A 15826-nucleotide genomic window follows, 5' to 3' on the forward strand; every position below is an offset into this window, starting at 1 on the left:
CCGTCACTCGCCGTACGGGTGCTGGGCGCGGGCGGCGCGCAGGGCGCGGCCCCACCACAGCAGCTGGTCGATCATGTTCTTGGCGGCGCTCTCGCACACGGCCGCGTCCAGCGGTCTGCCGTCCTCGTCCAGCCCGGACCAGGGCCCGTGCATGCTGACCGTCTCCCGTACGGTCATGGCGTGCAGTTCGGCGAAGACCTGCCGGAGCTGCTCGACGGCGCGCAGCCCGCCGCCCACCCCGCCGTAGGAGACGAAGCCGATCGGCTTGGCCTGCCACTGGGTGAAGTGCCAGTCGACGAGGTTCTTCAGCGAGGCGGGGAAGCTGTGGTTGTACTCCGGGGTGACGATCACGAAGGCCTCGGCGTCGGCGAGCCGGGGGGTGACCTCGGCGAGGGCGGCCTGGGTCGAGGGGGCGGGGACGGGCAGGCCGTCCCAGTCGGGCATGGACACCGGAAGGTCCAGGTCGGCGACGTCGATGACGTCGAGTTCGAGATCGGTGCGTTGCCCGGCCTGGCGGACGAACCACTCGGCGACCGACGGGCCGACGCGGCCCCCGCGGGCGCTTCCGACGATGACGGCGACCCGCAGGGGGGCCTGGTGGCCGGTCGCGGGCCCGGTGACGTGGACGGTTGCGGACATGGATGTCTCCTGGATCGTTCTCGTGGTGACGCGGCCGATCGCGGCTCGCTCCGCTAAGATACAACGGTGGTTGCACTAATAACAACGAGCGTTGTAAAAAGCTGTGCCGTACGGGAGGGGGAGCGATGACCGACACGGAGCCCGCGGGCCGGGAGACGGCCCGGCCCCGGCGTGGCCGGGCGGACAAGGCGGCGGCGATCGTACGGGCGGGATGCGAGGTCTTCGGGCGGGACGGGTACTCCCGGGCCACCGTCGACCTCATCGCCGCCCAGGCCGGCGCCTCGACCCGGACTCTCTACAACCACTTCCCCGGGGGGAAGGAGGAGCTGTTCCGCTCCGTCATGCAGTGGAGCGCGGGCCGGGTCAGGGACGAGCAGCTGGCCCGGCTGCGCAGGTACCTGGACCTGGAGCGACCGCCCCGCCCCGAGGACCTGGAGCGCGACCTGCTCGCCCTGGCCCGCTCCTGGGTCAGCCTGATGGCGGACTTCCGCGACCACTTCTCGCTGGTGCGGCACATCTACGCCGAGGCCGGGCACGTCCCGGCCGAGGCGCTGGAGGCCTGGCAGGAGGCCGGGCCGCGCGCGGTCATGCGCGGGATGACCGAGGCCATGACCGTGCTGGCCGGGCACGGCCTGATCGACGCGCACGGCGACCCGGCCCAGGCCGGGGAGCACTTCATGGCGCTGGTCACGACCGACGTCGCGCCCCGGTCCTACTGGGGTCTCAGTCCGCTCCCGCGCGAGGAGACCGACCGGCTGACCGCCTCGGGGGTGCGGGCCTTCCTGCGGGCGTACGGCGCGGCCCGCTGAGGTGCCGCCCCCGGGCCGAGCCGGGGTAAACCGGGCTGTCTAGGGCCGACTCGGATCGAACCAGCCAACTCAGATCGAACCGGGCCGAACCGGGCCGGGGCGGGTGAACGGTGCCGAGGCCGGCCGGGACGGGCCGGATCGTGGTGCGCGGCCCGCTCCCGCGAGGGCGGAGGTGAGGACTGTACCTACTGGTATGTACACTCACCGTATGAGCGCGTCGGAAGATCTCATCGCCAGCACCCGCGAACTGCTGTGGGAGCGCGGCTACGTGGGCACCAGCCCTCGGGCCATCCAGCAGCGGGCCGGGGTCGGCCAGGGCAGTATGTACCACCACTTCTCCGGCAAGCCGGACCTGGCGCTGGCCGCGATCGGCCGTACCGCCGAGGAGATGCGGGCCGCGGCCGAGGCCCGGCTCTCCGGTCCCGGTACGGCGGTCGAGCGGATCACCGCCTACCTGCGGCGCGAGCGCGACGTCCTGAAGGGCTGCCCGATCGGCCGCCTCACCCAGGACCCGGACGTGATCGCCGATGCGGCGCTGCGCCGTCCCGTCGAGGAGACCTTCGCCTGGCTGCGCGACCGGCTCGCCGGGGTGCTGGCCGAGGGCCGCGACCGCGGCGAGCTGGCGGCCGGGCTCGATCCGGTCGCCACGGCCTGCGCCGTCGTGGCGGTGCTCCAGGGCGGCTACGTGCTGGCCCGTGCCGCGGGCTCCGCCGAACCGTTCGGCCAGGCCGTCGACGGCGTGCTGGGGCTGCTCGCCGCCCACGCCCGTCCCGGCGCCTGACCCGCGCGTCCCCTCCACCCCCTGCACCCCGCCACCCCGGCGACGAGACGAAGGCAGGCACACCCCGTGTACGCCGAGCAGTACGAGATCACCCTGCCCGCCGACTACGACATGCGGATCATCCGCGAGCGGGTCGCCCGCGCCGGTCACCTGCTGGACGACCGGGCCGGGCTGGGGCTGAAGGCCTACCTGATCCGCGAACGCGGCGCCGACGGCTCCCCGGTCAACCAGTACGCCCCGTTCTACCTGTGGAACGACGCCGGCGCGATGGCCCACTTCCTGGTCGGCGGGGGCGGTTTCCAGGGCATCGTCCGCGACTTCGGCCGCCCGCCCGTCCACCACTGGACGGGCCTGGGCGCCGTGGCCGGGCCCGCCCGCGCCACGGCCCCGGCGGCCGCCTCGCGCCACCTGGCCGCGCTCCCCGCCGACCCGGACCCGGACGCCACCGGCCTGGGCCTGGCCGGCCGGATCGCGCGGGAGACCGAACGGCTGCGGGCCCTGGCGCGGCGCGAGGGCGTGCACACCGCGGCCCTCGCCCTCGACCCCCGGGACTGGCGGCTGCTGAGGTTCGTGCTGTGGCAGGACGCGGTCCCCGGGGACGAGGACGCCACCGAGCGGTACGAGGTGCTGCACCTGTCGGCGCCCGGCCTGGAGGATCTGACCGGTATGACCGAAATCACCGTCCCCCGGTAGGTCCGCACCGATGGGCGGCGGGACCGGGCTTCCGCGAGGACCGGCCCCGCCGACGGCGGCCCCGCGAGGGTGACGCGGCGGCGGTTCCGGCCCGGGAGCCGGTAAGGAGCCTCTGACGGGGTAGAGGCGCGCCCGTGAGCGAACTGACGCAGAGTGACCCGGCCGAGCCCGGCATCACGCGCAGGCGGCGCGGCAGGGGTTTCAGCTACCACCACCCCAACGGGACCGCGGTGCGCGACCGCCGTACCCTCGCCCGGATCAGGGCGCTGGCCCTGCCGCCGGCCTGGACCGACGTGTGGATCTGCCGGTCGCCCGGCGGCCACATCCAGGCACTCGGCACCGACGCGGCGGGACGCAGGCAGTACCGCTACCACGACCGGTGGCGCCAGGAGCAGGACCGGGCCAAGTTCGACCGGGTACGGCGGATGGCCGAGCGGCTGCCGAAGTTCAGGGAGCGGGTGGCCGAGCACCTGGAGCAGGAGGGGCCGACCCGCGAGCGGGTGCTCGCCGCCGCCGCGCGGATGCTCGACATCGGGTTCTTCCGGGTGGGCGGGGAGGCGTACGAGTCGTTCGGGCTGGCCACGCTCAGGATGGAGCACGTCACCTGTTCGGCGGGCCGGGTCTCGTGCGCGTACCCGGCCAAGAGCGGTAAATTCCGCGAGCTGGAGATCATCGACGCGGACGTGTGCAAGGTGATCACCGAGCTGCACGACGCCGCGGACGAGGGGGAGCTGCTGCGCTACCGGGACGGCTCCCGCTGGGTCGACGTGCGCAGCGACGACATCAACGCCTACCTGCGCGAGACGCTCGACTTCGAGACCTCCGCCAAGGACTTCAGGACCTGGCACGCCACGGTGCTGGCCGCCGTGGGCCTGGCAGTGTCGGTCCGGGCCCGCTCCAGGACCGGCAGGATACGGGCGGTCAACCGGGTGATCGCCGAGGTGGCCGAGTACCTGGGCAACACCCCGGCGGTGGCGCGCGCCTCCTACGTGGACCCGCGCGTGATCGACGCCTACCACCGGGGCCGGACCGTCGCCCGGGCGCTCGGACGGCTGGGCGCCGAGAGCGACTTCGGCCAGCTGGCCACGCACGGCGCCATGGAGCGGGCCGTGCTGGCCCTGCTGCGCGGGCGGTGAGGGCGCCCCCGGCGCCACGCGGACGCCGAGGGCATGATCGGCGATCGTGCGGGCATGGGGGCCGGAGAGATCGTGACCCGACACAGGAGAGGTGATCGAGCGATGCCGGCACGTGAGGAGCTTCCGACCACTCTGCAGCGGTCGCCGAAGAAGGCGCAGGAGACGTGGATCAAGGCCCATGACTCCGCGGTGGAGAGCTACGGCGAGGGGGAGCGGGCGCACCGCACGGCGTTCGCGGCGCTCAAGCACTCCTTCGAGAAGGTCGGCGACCACTGGGAGGCCAAGGAGAGCAAGGGCCCTTCGGACGCCCGCGCCGCCAAGACCAGGCCCACCTCGGGAAAGACCGCCGAGGGAGTGGACGCCAACGCCTCCAAGCGTCACCTGTACGAGGTGGCCAAGCGGCTCGGGGTCGAGGGGCGCTCCACCATGACGAAGGAGGAGCTGGTCTCGGCCATCCAGAAGGCCAACCGGCGGGCCACGGCGAAGGCCCGCTGAGAAGGTTCGCTGAGAAGGCCCGCCGAGACCGCACCGGCCCGTCCGTCCGGCAGGGACCGCGCCGGTCCGTCCATTCGGCACGAACCGCGCCGGACGGGTACCCGGCACGGGCAAAGTCTCTCCAACGCCAGGGAGATTCCTTCCTACATGGCTATAAAGCGGCCTATGGCGGTTACAGAGCAGCATGTACTGATGTGTGTCGGTACGTCGGAAAAGACTGCGGTAGGGAAGGAATCACGCCATGACGGATGTGTCGAGCAAGGGGCCTCAGCCGGGCGATGACCGCCCGATCCTGACCAATCGGCAGGGGCACCCGGTCTACGACAACCAGAACCAGCGCACGGTCGGCGCGAGGGGCCCGGCCACCCTGGAGAACTACCAGTTCCTGGAGAAGATCAGCCACTTCGACCGGGAGCGCATCCCCGAGCGCGTGGTCCACGCCAGGGGGACGACCGCCTACGGCTACTTCGAGGCCTACGGCAGGCTCGGCGACGAGCCGATCGGCCGCTACACCAGGGCCAAGCTGTTCCAGGAGGCCGGCAAGCGCACCGACCTGGCGGTCCGGTTCTCCACGGTCATCGGCGGCAGGGACTCCTCGGAGGCCGCCCGGGACCCGCGCGGGTTCGCGGTGAAGTTCTACACCGAGGACGGCAACTGGGACCTGGTCGGCAACAACCTGGCGGTGTTCTTCATCAGGGACGCCATCAAGTTCCCGGACGTGATCCACTCCCTCAAGCCCGACCCGGTGACGTTCCGGCAGGAGCCCGCCCGGATCTTCGACTTCATGTCGCAGACGCCGGAGAGCATGCACATGCTCGTCAACCTCTTCAGCCCGCGGGGCATCCCGTCGGACTACCGCCACATGCAGGGCTTCGGCGTCAACACCTACAAGTGGGTGAACGCCGAGGGCGAGACCCACCTGGTGAAGTACCACTGGATGCCCGCCCAGGGCGTGCGCAGCATGACCGCCGGGGACGCCGCCGCCGTACAGGCGAACGAGCTCGGGCACGCCACCAAGGACCTGCGCGACGCGATCGACCGCGGCGACTTCCCCGAGTGGGAGCTGGTCGTCCAGATCATGAGCGACGACGACCACCCCGAGCTGGGCTTCGACCCGCTGGACGACACCAAGGTCTGGCCGGAGAACGAGTTCCCGGCGCTGCCCGTCGGCAAGATGGTGCTGAACCGGAACGTGCGCGACAACTTCGCCGAGAACGAGCAGATCTCCTTCGGTACCGGCGTCCTGGTCGACGGCCTCGACTTCTCCGACGACAAGATGCTGGTGGGCCGGACCTTCTCCTACAGCGACACCCAGCGCTACCGGGTGGGCCCGAACTACCTCCAGCTCCCGGTCAACCAGGCCAAGAACGCCGAGGTGCGCACCAACCAGCGCGACGGCCAGATGACCTACCACATCGACGGGCAGGGCGAGAACCCGCACGTCAACTACGAGCCGTCGATCACCGGCGGGCTGCGCGAGGCCCAGTACCCCGGCCACGACGAGCAGGGCCCGGTCATCTCCGGCCGGCTGACCCGCAAGCGCATCCCCCGTACCGACGACTACACCCAGGCGGGCCAGCGCTACCTGCTCATGGAGCAGTGGGAGCGCGACGACCTCGTCGCCAACATGATCGACATGCTCTCCCAGACCCCGCGTCCCGTCCAGGAGCGCATGGTCTGGCACTTCCTGCTGGTCGAGGACGACCTCGGCCTCCGGGTCGGCGAGGGGCTCGGGATCGGTCCCGACGACGTCTCCCACCTGGAGCCGCTGGCCAGCCAGGACCTGTCCGACGAGGACCGCGAGCGGCTGTCCAGGCTCGGCAAGAACGGGCCGCGGGACGTGACCGGCCTGAAGATGACCCACTGCGTGCCCAACGAGCGGGCGCACGTGGAGCGGTAGCGGGCCCGGCCTCGCGAGGGGCCGGTGATCGAGGACCGGGAACCGCCGACGGAGGACGAGGGACGTCGGCGGGCGAGGGGCCGGGGCGGGATCTCTCCGTCCCGGCCCCTCGTTCTCATGTCCCCCCACGGCCTTCTCGACGGCGGGAGGGCCTTCCGGCCTGAGAGAAACCATCGGTCAAGGCCGCCCGATTTTTCTCCTCAAAAGGTATGAATACCAATACAGCGGGCACGCGATCCTCACTTGAGCTATCGGTATTGAGCCTTTCTCACCCACCTGGATCGCCATGCCTCTTAAGAGCAACGTCATCCCGATCATCCACTGGTCCCGCCGCTCGTCCTGTCTGAACGAGGATCCCGAGCTGTTCTTCCCGGTCTCCTACGAGGGGCCGGGCCGGGAGCAGTACGAGCAGGCCAGGGCCGTGTGCCGCCGCTGCCCGGTGCGGGGACGCTGCCTTGAGTACGCGATGAACACCCAGCAGATGGACGGCGTCTGGGGCGGCACCACCCCCGAGGAGCGCAGGGCCGCCCTGGCAGGTTCGAGGCGCCGCCAGGCCAGCAGGTAGCGTCCCGGGCCCGCCGCCGAGGGCGACGTCCCAGGTCGCCGGCGGGTGTCCGTGAGCCGCTGGTGGTGTCCGTGAGCCGGTGGCGGCCGTCCCCGGCCGGTGCCGATCACGCCGGACGGTCGCCCGTACGGTGCAGGCCGGTGCAGGCCGGTGTCAGCCGGTCTCCAGCATCGTCTGCTCGCCCGCTCCCGGCCCGCCCGCCGCCCCCGGCCCGTCCGGCCGGTCCCACTCGGCCGGCCCGGCGGGACCGCCGACGAGCTCGCGGAACCGGGAGGCGTTGCGCTGGGAGTTGTCCTCGCAGCAGTTGTTGAACAGGACGTGGGTGACCTCCACCTTCTCGGAGAACTCCCCGATCCTGGCCGCCCACCCTTCGAGCTCGGCCTCGGAGTACAGGTAGGCGAAACGCTCGTCGATGTTCTTGCTGGTCCACTTGTCGGAGTGCCCGTGCAGCCGCACCACGGCGAGGTCGGAGGTCGCGGCGAGGATCGGCGGGATCGACGAGGGGTGCCCCTGCGGCATGTCCACGCCCACGTAGGGAAGATCGTGCTCGGCCAGGAACGCCAGGGTCTCCTCGCGGTTCTCCTCGTCCATCCAGGTGTGGTTGCGGAACTCCACGCTGATCCGCATCGGCGCGCAGCGCCTGGCGCACTCCAGGACGTAGCGCCTGGCGCCCTCGCCGATCGGGAACCACGGCGGGAACTGGAAGAGCACCGCCCCCAGCCGTCCCGACGCGTGCAGCGGCTCCAGGGTGTCCAGGAAGCGCCGCCACACCTCCTCGGTGATCTCCGGTGGCACGTCCCTGAGGTAGAGGTTGCGCTGCGGGGGCGCGCCCAGCGCGTCCCGCAGGTCCTTGTACAGCGAGGCCGGGCGGGTGGGATGTCCGGTGAGCAGGGAGAACGCCTTGATGTCGAAGGTGAACCCGGGCGGGGTGCGGTCCCGCCAGCCCTGCACGGTGCTCAGCGACGGCGGGTGGTAGTAGGTGGCGTCCACCTCAACCACCGGGAACCGGGACGCGTAGTAGGTCAGGCGTTTCGCCGGGGTCGAGGCGCCGTCGGGGTACCAGCCCGACTCCACCAGCGACCGGTGCGTCCACGAGGCCGTGCCCACGAGGATCCTGCCCATTCCTGCCCTCCCTGAGAAGCCGGCCGGTCCGTGCCCGGCACGGCCTCCCACGGACGGGACCGCCGCGCCGGGCACCTCCTGCCCGTCCGGACGGGACGATCACCTAGGGACGGCCGCCGATGCCGGTGCGCAGCTCGCCCAGGCGGGCGGGGCCGCCGGTGTGCGGCGCCAGCGGCGGGGTGTTCATCCCCTCGGGGTGACGCAGCCCCTCGAAGAGGTCCAGCATGGCCTCGACCGAGGTGTGGCGCGGCTCCCAGCCCAGCTCGGAGCGGGCCCGGCCGACGTCCATGATCGGCATCCTGAGCACCAGGTCCACCAGGCCCGGCGAGGCGGGCACCAGCCGCAGGTGCCAGGCCGCCGCGACCGTGCTCCGGAGCGCCCACCCCGAGACGGGCACCAGCTTGGCGCCGAGCATCTCGGCCAGGACCGAGGGCTCGATCACCGGGTCCGCGGCGATGTTGAAGGCGCCGGAGACCGGGCGGGTCACCGCCAGCCGGAAGGCCTCGCCGATGTCGGCGCTGTGCACCACCTGGAAGCGCAGCCCCGGGGTGTCCGGCACGATCGGGATCAGGTTCGGCCGTACCAGCCGCTGCGGGATGAACGGCCCCCCGAACAGCCGGCGCTGCTCGACCGACGCCTCCCGCTTGAAGATGAAGCCCGGCCGCATCCGTACCACCCTGATGCCCGGGTGATCGCGTTCGAGCACGTCGAGCACCCGCTCCAGGTACGCCTTCTCCCGGCCGTAGGAGGCTCCCGGCCAGCCGTGCGTCGGCCAGTCCTCGGTGACGGGCCGGTCCTTGGGCGCCGAGGAGTAGGCGCCGACCGAGGAGGCGTACACCAGCGACGGCACCCCGGCGCGCGCGACGGCCTCGAAGACCCGGATGGCGCCCAGGACGTTGTTCCGCCAGGTGGTGATCGGGTCACGGGTGGGCTGGAACAGCCACGCCAGGTGGACGACCGCGTCCGCGCCCTCCAGGTGCGCGGTCAGGTCACCGGTGGTGATGTCCACGGCTTGCCAGGTGGTCTTGGGCGGGTGCCAGTCCGGCGGTCTCCGGGCCAGGCCCACGATGGATGTGACGCTCTGATCGGCGGCGAGGGCCGAGACCACGCTCGTGCCCACGTTTCCCGTCGCGCCGACGACTACTACTCGCATGCCTACCGGGTGCCCCGGTGAGGGGCGGCGAATCCCCTCCGGCCACGGCTTTGCCCTACGGTGAAACCGGCACGTACCGTGCATACCTCTTACGAGGCACGGGAAGAGCGCGCGCCGGGGAACGGCCAGGGGTTGGGGCGGCAGCCGGAGAGGGACTTGGTCTGCTGGAGCATCAGCGGCGCCCGCCTGCCGGGTCCCGGGCAGGGCACGTGCCCGTGCCCGAGGGCGTGGCCGACCTCGTGGTTGACGACGTACTCGCGGTAGGAGGCCACGTCCCGGCCGTAGCCCCACGCGCCGGTGTTCCACCGGTCGGCGTTGATGACGGCGCGCTCGCCGTTCCAGCAGGACAGCACGGAGACGACCCGCAGCGGCAGGCAGCGCCGGTCGGCGGTCCGGGGGCTGGTCAGCGAGACCTTGAACGTGACCGGGCCGCGCGCCACCCGCCGGAACCGGAACCCCCACCCGCGCGGGTCGTTGAGGATGCGGTGCACCTCGGAGGCGAACTCCTCCACGTCGAAGGGCAGGCCGCGCTCGACCTCCACCGCGTACCGGATCACCTTGCCCTTGCGGCCGGGGGGCCGGGCCCCGCCGGGGGCGACGGCGTAGCGGCCCTTGGCCCTGCGGGGGACCTTCACCCGCAGCGGCTGCTGCCTGCCGTTGGCGAGCAGGAGCGGTTCGTCGGCCGGGGACAGGGCGGGGTCGCCCGCGTCGGCGTTCGTGCCGGCGTTCGTGTCGCCGGGGCCGGGTGTCCGGGGCGGTCGCGGCGGCGGGGTCGGGGTCACCGGGGCCGGCGGGAGGGCGACGGCGGGCACGGGCCCGGCCGGGACCGGGTCGAGGCGGCCGCTCAGCAGCGTGACGAAGCCGACCGCGATGGTGGACACGATGCCGACGGCGATGAGCCGCACGAGGGTGGCAGGCCCCCGTCGACCTTCGTTCCTGGACATAGACCGTAAACCTTATTGCCCCACGACAGTAACCGATCAATCGGGGAAAACCATCGTATGCCCGCCTTCGATGGGATCGCCGGTCGGGGACGGCGGGGACGCGCGCGGGAGGGCCGGACGCGCGGACGGCGGCCGCTGGGTGCGGCCGCCGTCCGGGGTCGAAGACGGGTTCACCGGGCGCCGGGGGACGGCGCCGGGCCTGCTATGAGTGCGGGCAGGTGCCCAGGTAGACGGAGATGGTCGTGCTGGTCGACGGCACCGGGCAGAGGAACTGGTCGTAGCGGACGTCGTCGTCGATGAAGCGCTTCATCCACGCGACGCTGTACTTGGCGATCGTGGTGTTGGAGGTGTTCGGCGCGGTGTGGCCGGCGTTGTTCAGCTCCAGGTAGGCCTTCTCCGAGGAGGCCGGGATGCTGTTGTAGAACGGGCGGGCGTGCGAGCTCACCGAGGCGATCGCGTCGTTCTCCGCGCCGATCACCATCGTCGGGACCCGGATGCCCGTCCAGCTCTTGGTGGTGTGCCAGGGGGTCAGCGGGATGGCCGCCTGCAGGTCCGGCCGGCTGTTCGCGGCCGACAGGGTGCCGCCGCCGCCCATGGAGTGCCCGGCCACGCCGAGCCGGTTGGGGTCGACCCGGGAGGCGGCCGAGCTGCGCTGGGTCAGGTAGTCCAGCGCGGCCAGCAGCTGCCGGCCGCGGCTGGCGGGCTGGTCGGAGCGGGTGAGGGTGTCGATGTTGAAGACCACGAAGCCGTGGGAGGCCAGGCGCGAGGCGAACGAGGCCATGGTCGACCTGCTCGCGGTGTAGCCGGGGGAGACGGCGACCCCGCCGAACGTCCCCTCGCTCGTGCTGGTCGGGTAGTAGATCGTCCCCCCGCCGAAGCCGGTCACCTGCAGGGAGGAGACGGTGGTCTCGGCGATCGTGAACGGTCCCCTGGCGGCCTCGAGGATGGCGTTGGTCGGGTTGGGACCCCGGTCGTAGGGGCCCAGGGCGGCGGTCTGGGCGGCGGGAGCCGCGACGGCCTGTGCGGCGGGGGCGAGGGTCCCGCCGGTGCCGAGCAGAGCGAGTGCGAGGGTCAGCGCGGCGGTCACGGTCGCCCGGCGCGAACGCCTGGGCGCGGAGACCTGGGGGGTGGTGCTGTACGACTGCACGTTGCTGTACTCCGTTTCCTGTGGGGGAGACCACGGCGATACGGCGATCGGAGCGACGGCCGTTCGTCGCGCTTCGGCCCGCCGGTGACGGTGATCACGGCCTGGCGCCACCGGGTGACCCCTCGGGTTTCTGACAGATGTCACTTTCTCCGTGTCAGGCCCGGAGTGCATCGGTGAAATCACCCGTCCTCGCGCACACTGGCGAACTCGGGGTAGATCACGACATGAGACGGACCAGCTCCACCCGCGAGCGGATGTCGAGCTTGGCGAAGATGTTCCTCAGGTGGTGCTCGACCGTCCGCGGGCTCAGGTAGAGCAGGGCCGCCACCTCCCGGTTGGTGGCGCCGTCGGCGACGATCCGCGCGATCTGGTACTGCTGCACGGTCAGCTTCTCCACCCCGCCCGGACGGTGCGTCCGCACGGCCTCGCCCGCCCCGCGCAGCTCGGCCCGCGCCTGCTCGGCCCAGCGCCGGGCACCGGACCGCTCGAACGTCTCCAGCGCGCTGTGCAGGTGCTCCCTGGCCGCGCCGGGACGGCGGTTCCTGCGCAGCGCGCTGCCGAAGAGCAGCTGGGTGCGTGCCGTCTCGAACTCGGAGAAGCCCTGGCGGTGCAGTTCGAGGGCGGCGCGGTAGCGCTCCTCGGCGTCACCGGGGGCGGCCAGCAGCGCGTGGCAGCGGGTCACCACCGCGAGCCGGTCGGGACTGCGGGTGCTGCCCGCCCACCGGTCCAGCACCCGCAGCGCCTGCCGGGCCTCCTCCCGGTCACCGGTGCGCACGGCGGCCTCGACGAACTGGGGCGTGGACAGCACCTGCATCACGAGGTGACCCCTGGTGCCCTGCCCCCGGGGCGTGGTGGCCCGCAGCCGCTTGGCCGCGTCGGCGTACCGCCCGGCCGCGAGGTCGGCGTGGGCCAGCGCCCAGTTGCCCAGCGCCTCCGTCGCCCCCAGACCGTGCGCGCCCGCCAGCTCGATGGCGCCCGCGGCCCTGATCGCGCACGTCTCCTCGTCACCCTCCACGGCCGCGGTCAGGGCCAGCCACCCCAGGTGCTGACCGGCGCTGTTGGGCCGGCCGCACTCCTGGGCCAGCCGCAACCCCTCGACCGCGTTGGCGGTGATGGAGGCGTGGCGGCCCGTCCAGATCTCGGCCTGGATCATGAAGTCCAGCACCTGCGGGACCGTGGAGAGCGCCCCGCGGGCGCGGGCCGTCTCCACCGCCCGGTTGCACAGCCGCACCGCCCGCACGTCGTCACCGAGCAGCATGCTGGCCACCCCCGCCCACACCAGCACCGACGGGGTACGCGCCAGGGGCGCCAGCTCCAGCACCCGGCGGAGCGGGGCCGCCGCCTCCCGGTGCCGGCCGCAGAAGGTCGCCGCCGTACCGGCCAGGTACTCGAACATCAGCTGCACGGCCGCGGGGTCGTCCGGGCGGCGCATGGCCTCGGCGCGGCGCGCGATGTCCAGGTAGCGCGTGTTGTCACCGGCCAGGTAGCTCGCCTCGCCCGCCCGGATCAGCACCCGGACGGCCTGCTCGCGGTCCCTGTCCGCCAGCGACTCGGCCACCGCCATGAAGTCGTCCCCGGCGCTGCCGGTCTTCCCGCCGCGCAGCTCCAGGTTGCCGCGGATCAGCTCGGCCTGGCCGCGTACCTCGTCGGAGATCGTCAGCGAGTTCAGGCGGGTGAGCAGCGAGCGGGCGCGACCGGGCAGCCCGGCGTGCCAGGCGCGGCGGGCCGCGGCGGCCAGGCGCGCGGCCCTGACGTCGCCGTGCGCGGTCAGCTCGGCCGCCCGCTCGAACGCCAGGAAGGGGGGCGGGTGACCGCCCTGGGAGCCCGCCGCCGCCGCGGCCGCGGCCAGCTCGTCGGCCAGCGGCCCGGCGGGGCCGTCCAGGGCCGCGGCCCGGTGCCAGGCGCGCCGCAGCCGCTGGTCGTCCCGGCCGAGCACGTCCGCGAGCAGCCGGTGCGCGGCGCGGCGCCGGGCCGGGGAGGCGTGGGCGTAGACCACCGCCCGCATCGCGGGCTCGCGGAAGTCGTAGCGGTCACCGGCGGGCCCGGGCACGCGCACGACCACACCGGCGCACTCGGCGGGCTCCAGCGCGGTCAGCGCGCACTCCGGCTCGGCCGCCGCGGCCAGCGCGGCCGTCTCCAGGTCCGGGTCGGCCGCGAGCAGCAGGAGCACGTCCGCGGTTCCGGCGGGCAGCCGCGCCAGCCGGTCGGCGTACGCGCGCCAGAGCCTGCCGTTCCTGGGCAGTGTCTCGGGAGGTGCGGCGGCACCGGAGATCTGGTCGGGGCCGAGCGAGCGGGCCAGCTCCCGCAGGGCGAGCGGGTTGCCGCGGGCGGTTCGCAGCAGGGACGCCCGCACGTCCTCGGGCAGACCCGGCACCAGGTCGTCCACCACCCGCCCGGCCGCGCCGGCGTCCAGGGCGCCGAGCTCGAACACCGGAATGTCGTCGGGGACGGTGACGTCGTCGTCGGCCCCGAACAGCAGCACGACCGGTTCCCCCGCCAGCCGCCGGGCCGCGAAGAACAGCGCCTCGCGGCTGGGCGCGTCGAGATGGTGGACGTCGTCGACGCAGGCCAGCACCGGTCCGCCGGCGGACGCCAGCAGGTTGAGCACCGCCGCGGGCAGCACCAGCCCGCCGTCGGCCGTGCCCAGCTCCAGCGCCCGCGCCAGCTCCTCCGCCTGGGACGCGGGCAGCTTCGGCAGCCGGTCCGCTATCGGGCGGAGCAGGCCGTGCAGCCCGGCGTACGGCAGGCGCGCCTCGGCCTCGGTGCCGCGCACCCTGAGCACGACGAACCCGTTCCCGCCCCCGCCCGCGTGGCCGCTCGCGCGGTCCGCCGCGACGTCGAGCAGCGTGCTCTTCCCCGTTCCCCGCGCCCCCCGCAGAATCACGGATCCCCCGGATCCGTCGCGGGCGGCGTCGAGTAATCGCAGCAGCGCGTCCTGCTCGGCGTCACGGCCGTGCAACGCCCCTGACGGGGAGGCCGGGGAGGGTGAGGGCATGCCCCAGTGTTACGCCCGCATGTCGGGACTGGAAAGAGTGTGTGACGGAGTTCTGTGCCGTTCTGTATAGATCTGTGCCGGTGCACTCCGTAGCCCGGGGAGGCCGGTGATTTCACCGATGCACGCTGGGTCCCGCGCCCACCGGCATGGGCCTTCGGGGGTGCCGGGGGGTTCCCGAGGGTTCCGTGTTCACTGTGCCGGTCCGGCTCGCCACGTTCGCCGTGTTCGCCGCGCCCGTCGTGTTCGCCGTGTCGGCCGGGCTCGCCGTGCCGGTCGCACTGGCCGTGTCCGCCGCCGGCGGGGGCGCGTCCCGTCCCCGAAGGGCTCGGCACGGCGGTCCGGTCGTGCCGGACGCTCCCGTTGACATGATCATGCCAGCGCCCGGCAACTTGCTGACGGCACGCTTTATGGATCGCGCGCCGGGTAATGCACAGAATCAATTGTGCGGGAAAGAGGAGCACAGATCAAGAACTGGAGCTGGAAATGGAGAACGTGACCATTCCGCCGGCGGTGCCGGGCGGTGACGGCACCACGTGGGACTGACCACGACCCGACGGTGAGCTCACCGCCGAACGGATCAGGGCCGAGGTGTCCGCGATTCTCGAAGACCCCTCGGCCGGGCATCCGGAAATCGTGTCATGCGACATCCTGTATTCCGATCACCTGGCTTGGGAAACGAAATGAGCATTCCGGTTCTGCGGCGTTCCGAATGTCATGTCTGGTGGGCGGATCCCCGGCCGCAGCCGGTCGGGGAACTCGCCGCCGTGCTCAGCGAGACCGAGGCGGACAGGGCCGCGCGGCTGCACCGCGAGGAGGACCGGCGCCGCCTCGTCACGGCCTGCTGGCTGCTGAGGACCGTGGTGGCCGCCCAGCTCGGCGTCACCCCCGGCGCCGTCCCCGTCCATCGCCGCTGCCCGGACTGCGGCGGACCGCACGGCCGGCCCCGGATCCTCGGCGCGGAGGGGGCGGCCGACCCGCTGCACGTCTCGGTCACCCACGCCGGGGACCGCGTCGCCGTCGCCGTCTGCCCCTCCGCCCCCGTCGGGGTCGACGTGGAGCCGGTCGAGTCGGCCCCGGTCACGGGGGCGTCCATGTCGCCGGCCGAGCGGGCCGCGCTGCGGGTGCTCCCGCCGTACGGCCGCAGAGCGGGGTTCGCGCGGCTGTGGGTGCGCAAGGAGGCGGCGCTCAAGGCGACCGGGCACGGGCTGCGGGTCCCCCCGGGACGGATCACCGTCAGCGGGCCGCTGGAGCCGCCCGCACTGATCACCTGGCCGCTCGAGATCTCGCCAGCCGAGGTGAAACTCCATACGCTTGACCCCGGCGACGGGTACGTCGGCGCCCTGGCGCTCCTGCCGGGTGATCACGTGATCACGGTGTCGGAGTCCGACGCCACCTACCTGCACCGGACCGCCGTCCCGGCCCCGGTGGGAGCGGGGGCCCGATGACC

General features: G+C 72.9%; 14 protein-coding genes. 8 read left to right on the plus strand and 6 right to left on the minus strand.

Going from position 1 to position 15826, the window contains the following annotated elements; all coding sequences use genetic code 11:
- Positions 1 to 3: 3 nt before the first annotated feature.
- Positions 4 to 639 (minus strand): NADPH-dependent FMN reductase, encoded by a 636-nt coding sequence (locus tag ACIBCT_RS15345; protein WP_399188761.1) that lies wholly within the window; start codon positions 637 to 639, stop codon positions 4 to 6.
- 125 nt (positions 640 to 764) lie between these two features.
- Between ACIBCT_RS15345 and ACIBCT_RS15350 the strand changes: the two genes are divergently transcribed.
- The 7 genes from ACIBCT_RS15350 to ACIBCT_RS15380 all read left to right on the plus strand — a co-directional run bounded on the left by ACIBCT_RS15350 (position 765) and on the right by ACIBCT_RS15380 (position 7018).
- On the plus strand, positions 765 to 1448 hold the full coding sequence (locus ACIBCT_RS15350; protein ID WP_399188763.1) for a TetR/AcrR family transcriptional regulator: 684 nt from the start codon (positions 765 to 767) through the stop codon (positions 1446 to 1448).
- A 208-nt stretch (positions 1449 to 1656) separates the two neighbouring features.
- Complete coding sequence (locus ACIBCT_RS15355; protein WP_399188764.1) at positions 1657 to 2229, plus strand: TetR/AcrR family transcriptional regulator; 573 nt, start codon at positions 1657 to 1659, stop codon at positions 2227 to 2229.
- Positions 2230 to 2295: 66 nt separating this feature from the next.
- Entirely contained in the window at positions 2296 to 2922 is a 627-nt protein-coding gene (locus ACIBCT_RS15360; RefSeq protein ID WP_399188766.1) for a DUF4865 family protein, read from the plus strand.
- Between the two features lie 134 nt (positions 2923 to 3056).
- The gene (locus ACIBCT_RS15365) at positions 3057 to 4058 is read left to right on the plus strand and encodes a DNA topoisomerase IB (protein ID WP_399188769.1); all 1002 of its coding nucleotides are present in this window, start codon (positions 3057 to 3059) and stop codon (positions 4056 to 4058) included.
- Positions 4059 to 4160: 102 nt separating this feature from the next.
- Entirely contained in the window at positions 4161 to 4553 is a 393-nt protein-coding gene (locus ACIBCT_RS15370; RefSeq protein WP_344906043.1) for a ChaB family protein, read from the plus strand.
- Between the two features lie 241 nt (positions 4554 to 4794).
- Positions 4795 to 6453 carry a catalase gene (locus tag ACIBCT_RS15375; protein ID WP_399188771.1) on the plus strand — a complete coding sequence of 553 codons (1659 nt, stop codon included), beginning with the start codon at positions 4795 to 4797 and terminating at the stop codon, positions 6451 to 6453.
- Positions 6454 to 6769: 316 nt separating this feature from the next.
- Positions 6770 to 7018 (plus strand): WhiB family transcriptional regulator, encoded by a 249-nt coding sequence (locus ACIBCT_RS15380; RefSeq protein ID WP_399188935.1) that lies wholly within the window; start codon positions 6770 to 6772, stop codon positions 7016 to 7018.
- 153 nt (positions 7019 to 7171) lie between these two features.
- On the opposite strand, the gene ACIBCT_RS15385 is transcribed toward ACIBCT_RS15380, so the two are convergent.
- The 5 genes from ACIBCT_RS15385 to ACIBCT_RS15405 all read right to left on the minus strand — a co-directional run bounded on the left by ACIBCT_RS15385 (position 7172) and on the right by ACIBCT_RS15405 (position 14379).
- Positions 7172 to 8140 carry a DUF72 domain-containing protein gene (locus ACIBCT_RS15385; protein ID WP_399188773.1) on the minus strand — a complete coding sequence of 323 codons (969 nt, stop codon included), beginning with the start codon at positions 8138 to 8140 and terminating at the stop codon, positions 7172 to 7174.
- Positions 8141 to 8243: 103 nt separating this feature from the next.
- Entirely contained in the window at positions 8244 to 9293 is a 1050-nt protein-coding gene (locus tag ACIBCT_RS15390) for an NAD-dependent epimerase/dehydratase family protein (protein WP_399188775.1), read from the minus strand.
- 89 nt (positions 9294 to 9382) lie between these two features.
- Positions 9383 to 10237, minus strand: coding sequence for a DUF3152 domain-containing protein (locus ACIBCT_RS15395; protein ID WP_399188777.1), 855 nt, complete (start codon positions 10235 to 10237; stop codon positions 9383 to 9385).
- Positions 10238 to 10439: 202 nt separating this feature from the next.
- Complete coding sequence (locus ACIBCT_RS15400; protein WP_399188779.1) at positions 10440 to 11384, minus strand: alpha/beta hydrolase family protein; 945 nt, start codon at positions 11382 to 11384, stop codon at positions 10440 to 10442.
- Positions 11385 to 11601: 217 nt separating this feature from the next.
- On the minus strand, positions 11602 to 14379 hold the full coding sequence (locus tag ACIBCT_RS15405) for an AAA family ATPase (RefSeq protein ID WP_399188781.1): 2778 nt from the start codon (positions 14377 to 14379) through the stop codon (positions 11602 to 11604).
- Positions 14380 to 15059: 680 nt separating this feature from the next.
- On the opposite strand from ACIBCT_RS15405, the gene ACIBCT_RS15410 reads away from it, so the two are divergent.
- Complete coding sequence (locus ACIBCT_RS15410) at positions 15060 to 15824, plus strand: 4'-phosphopantetheinyl transferase family protein (protein WP_399188783.1); 765 nt, start codon at positions 15060 to 15062, stop codon at positions 15822 to 15824.
- Positions 15825 to 15826: the final 2 nt, after the last annotated feature.

The organism is Streptosporangium sp. NPDC050855 (assembly GCF_044456585.1).
Classification (GTDB): Bacteria; Actinomycetota; Actinomycetes; order Streptosporangiales; family Streptosporangiaceae; genus Streptosporangium; species Streptosporangium longisporum.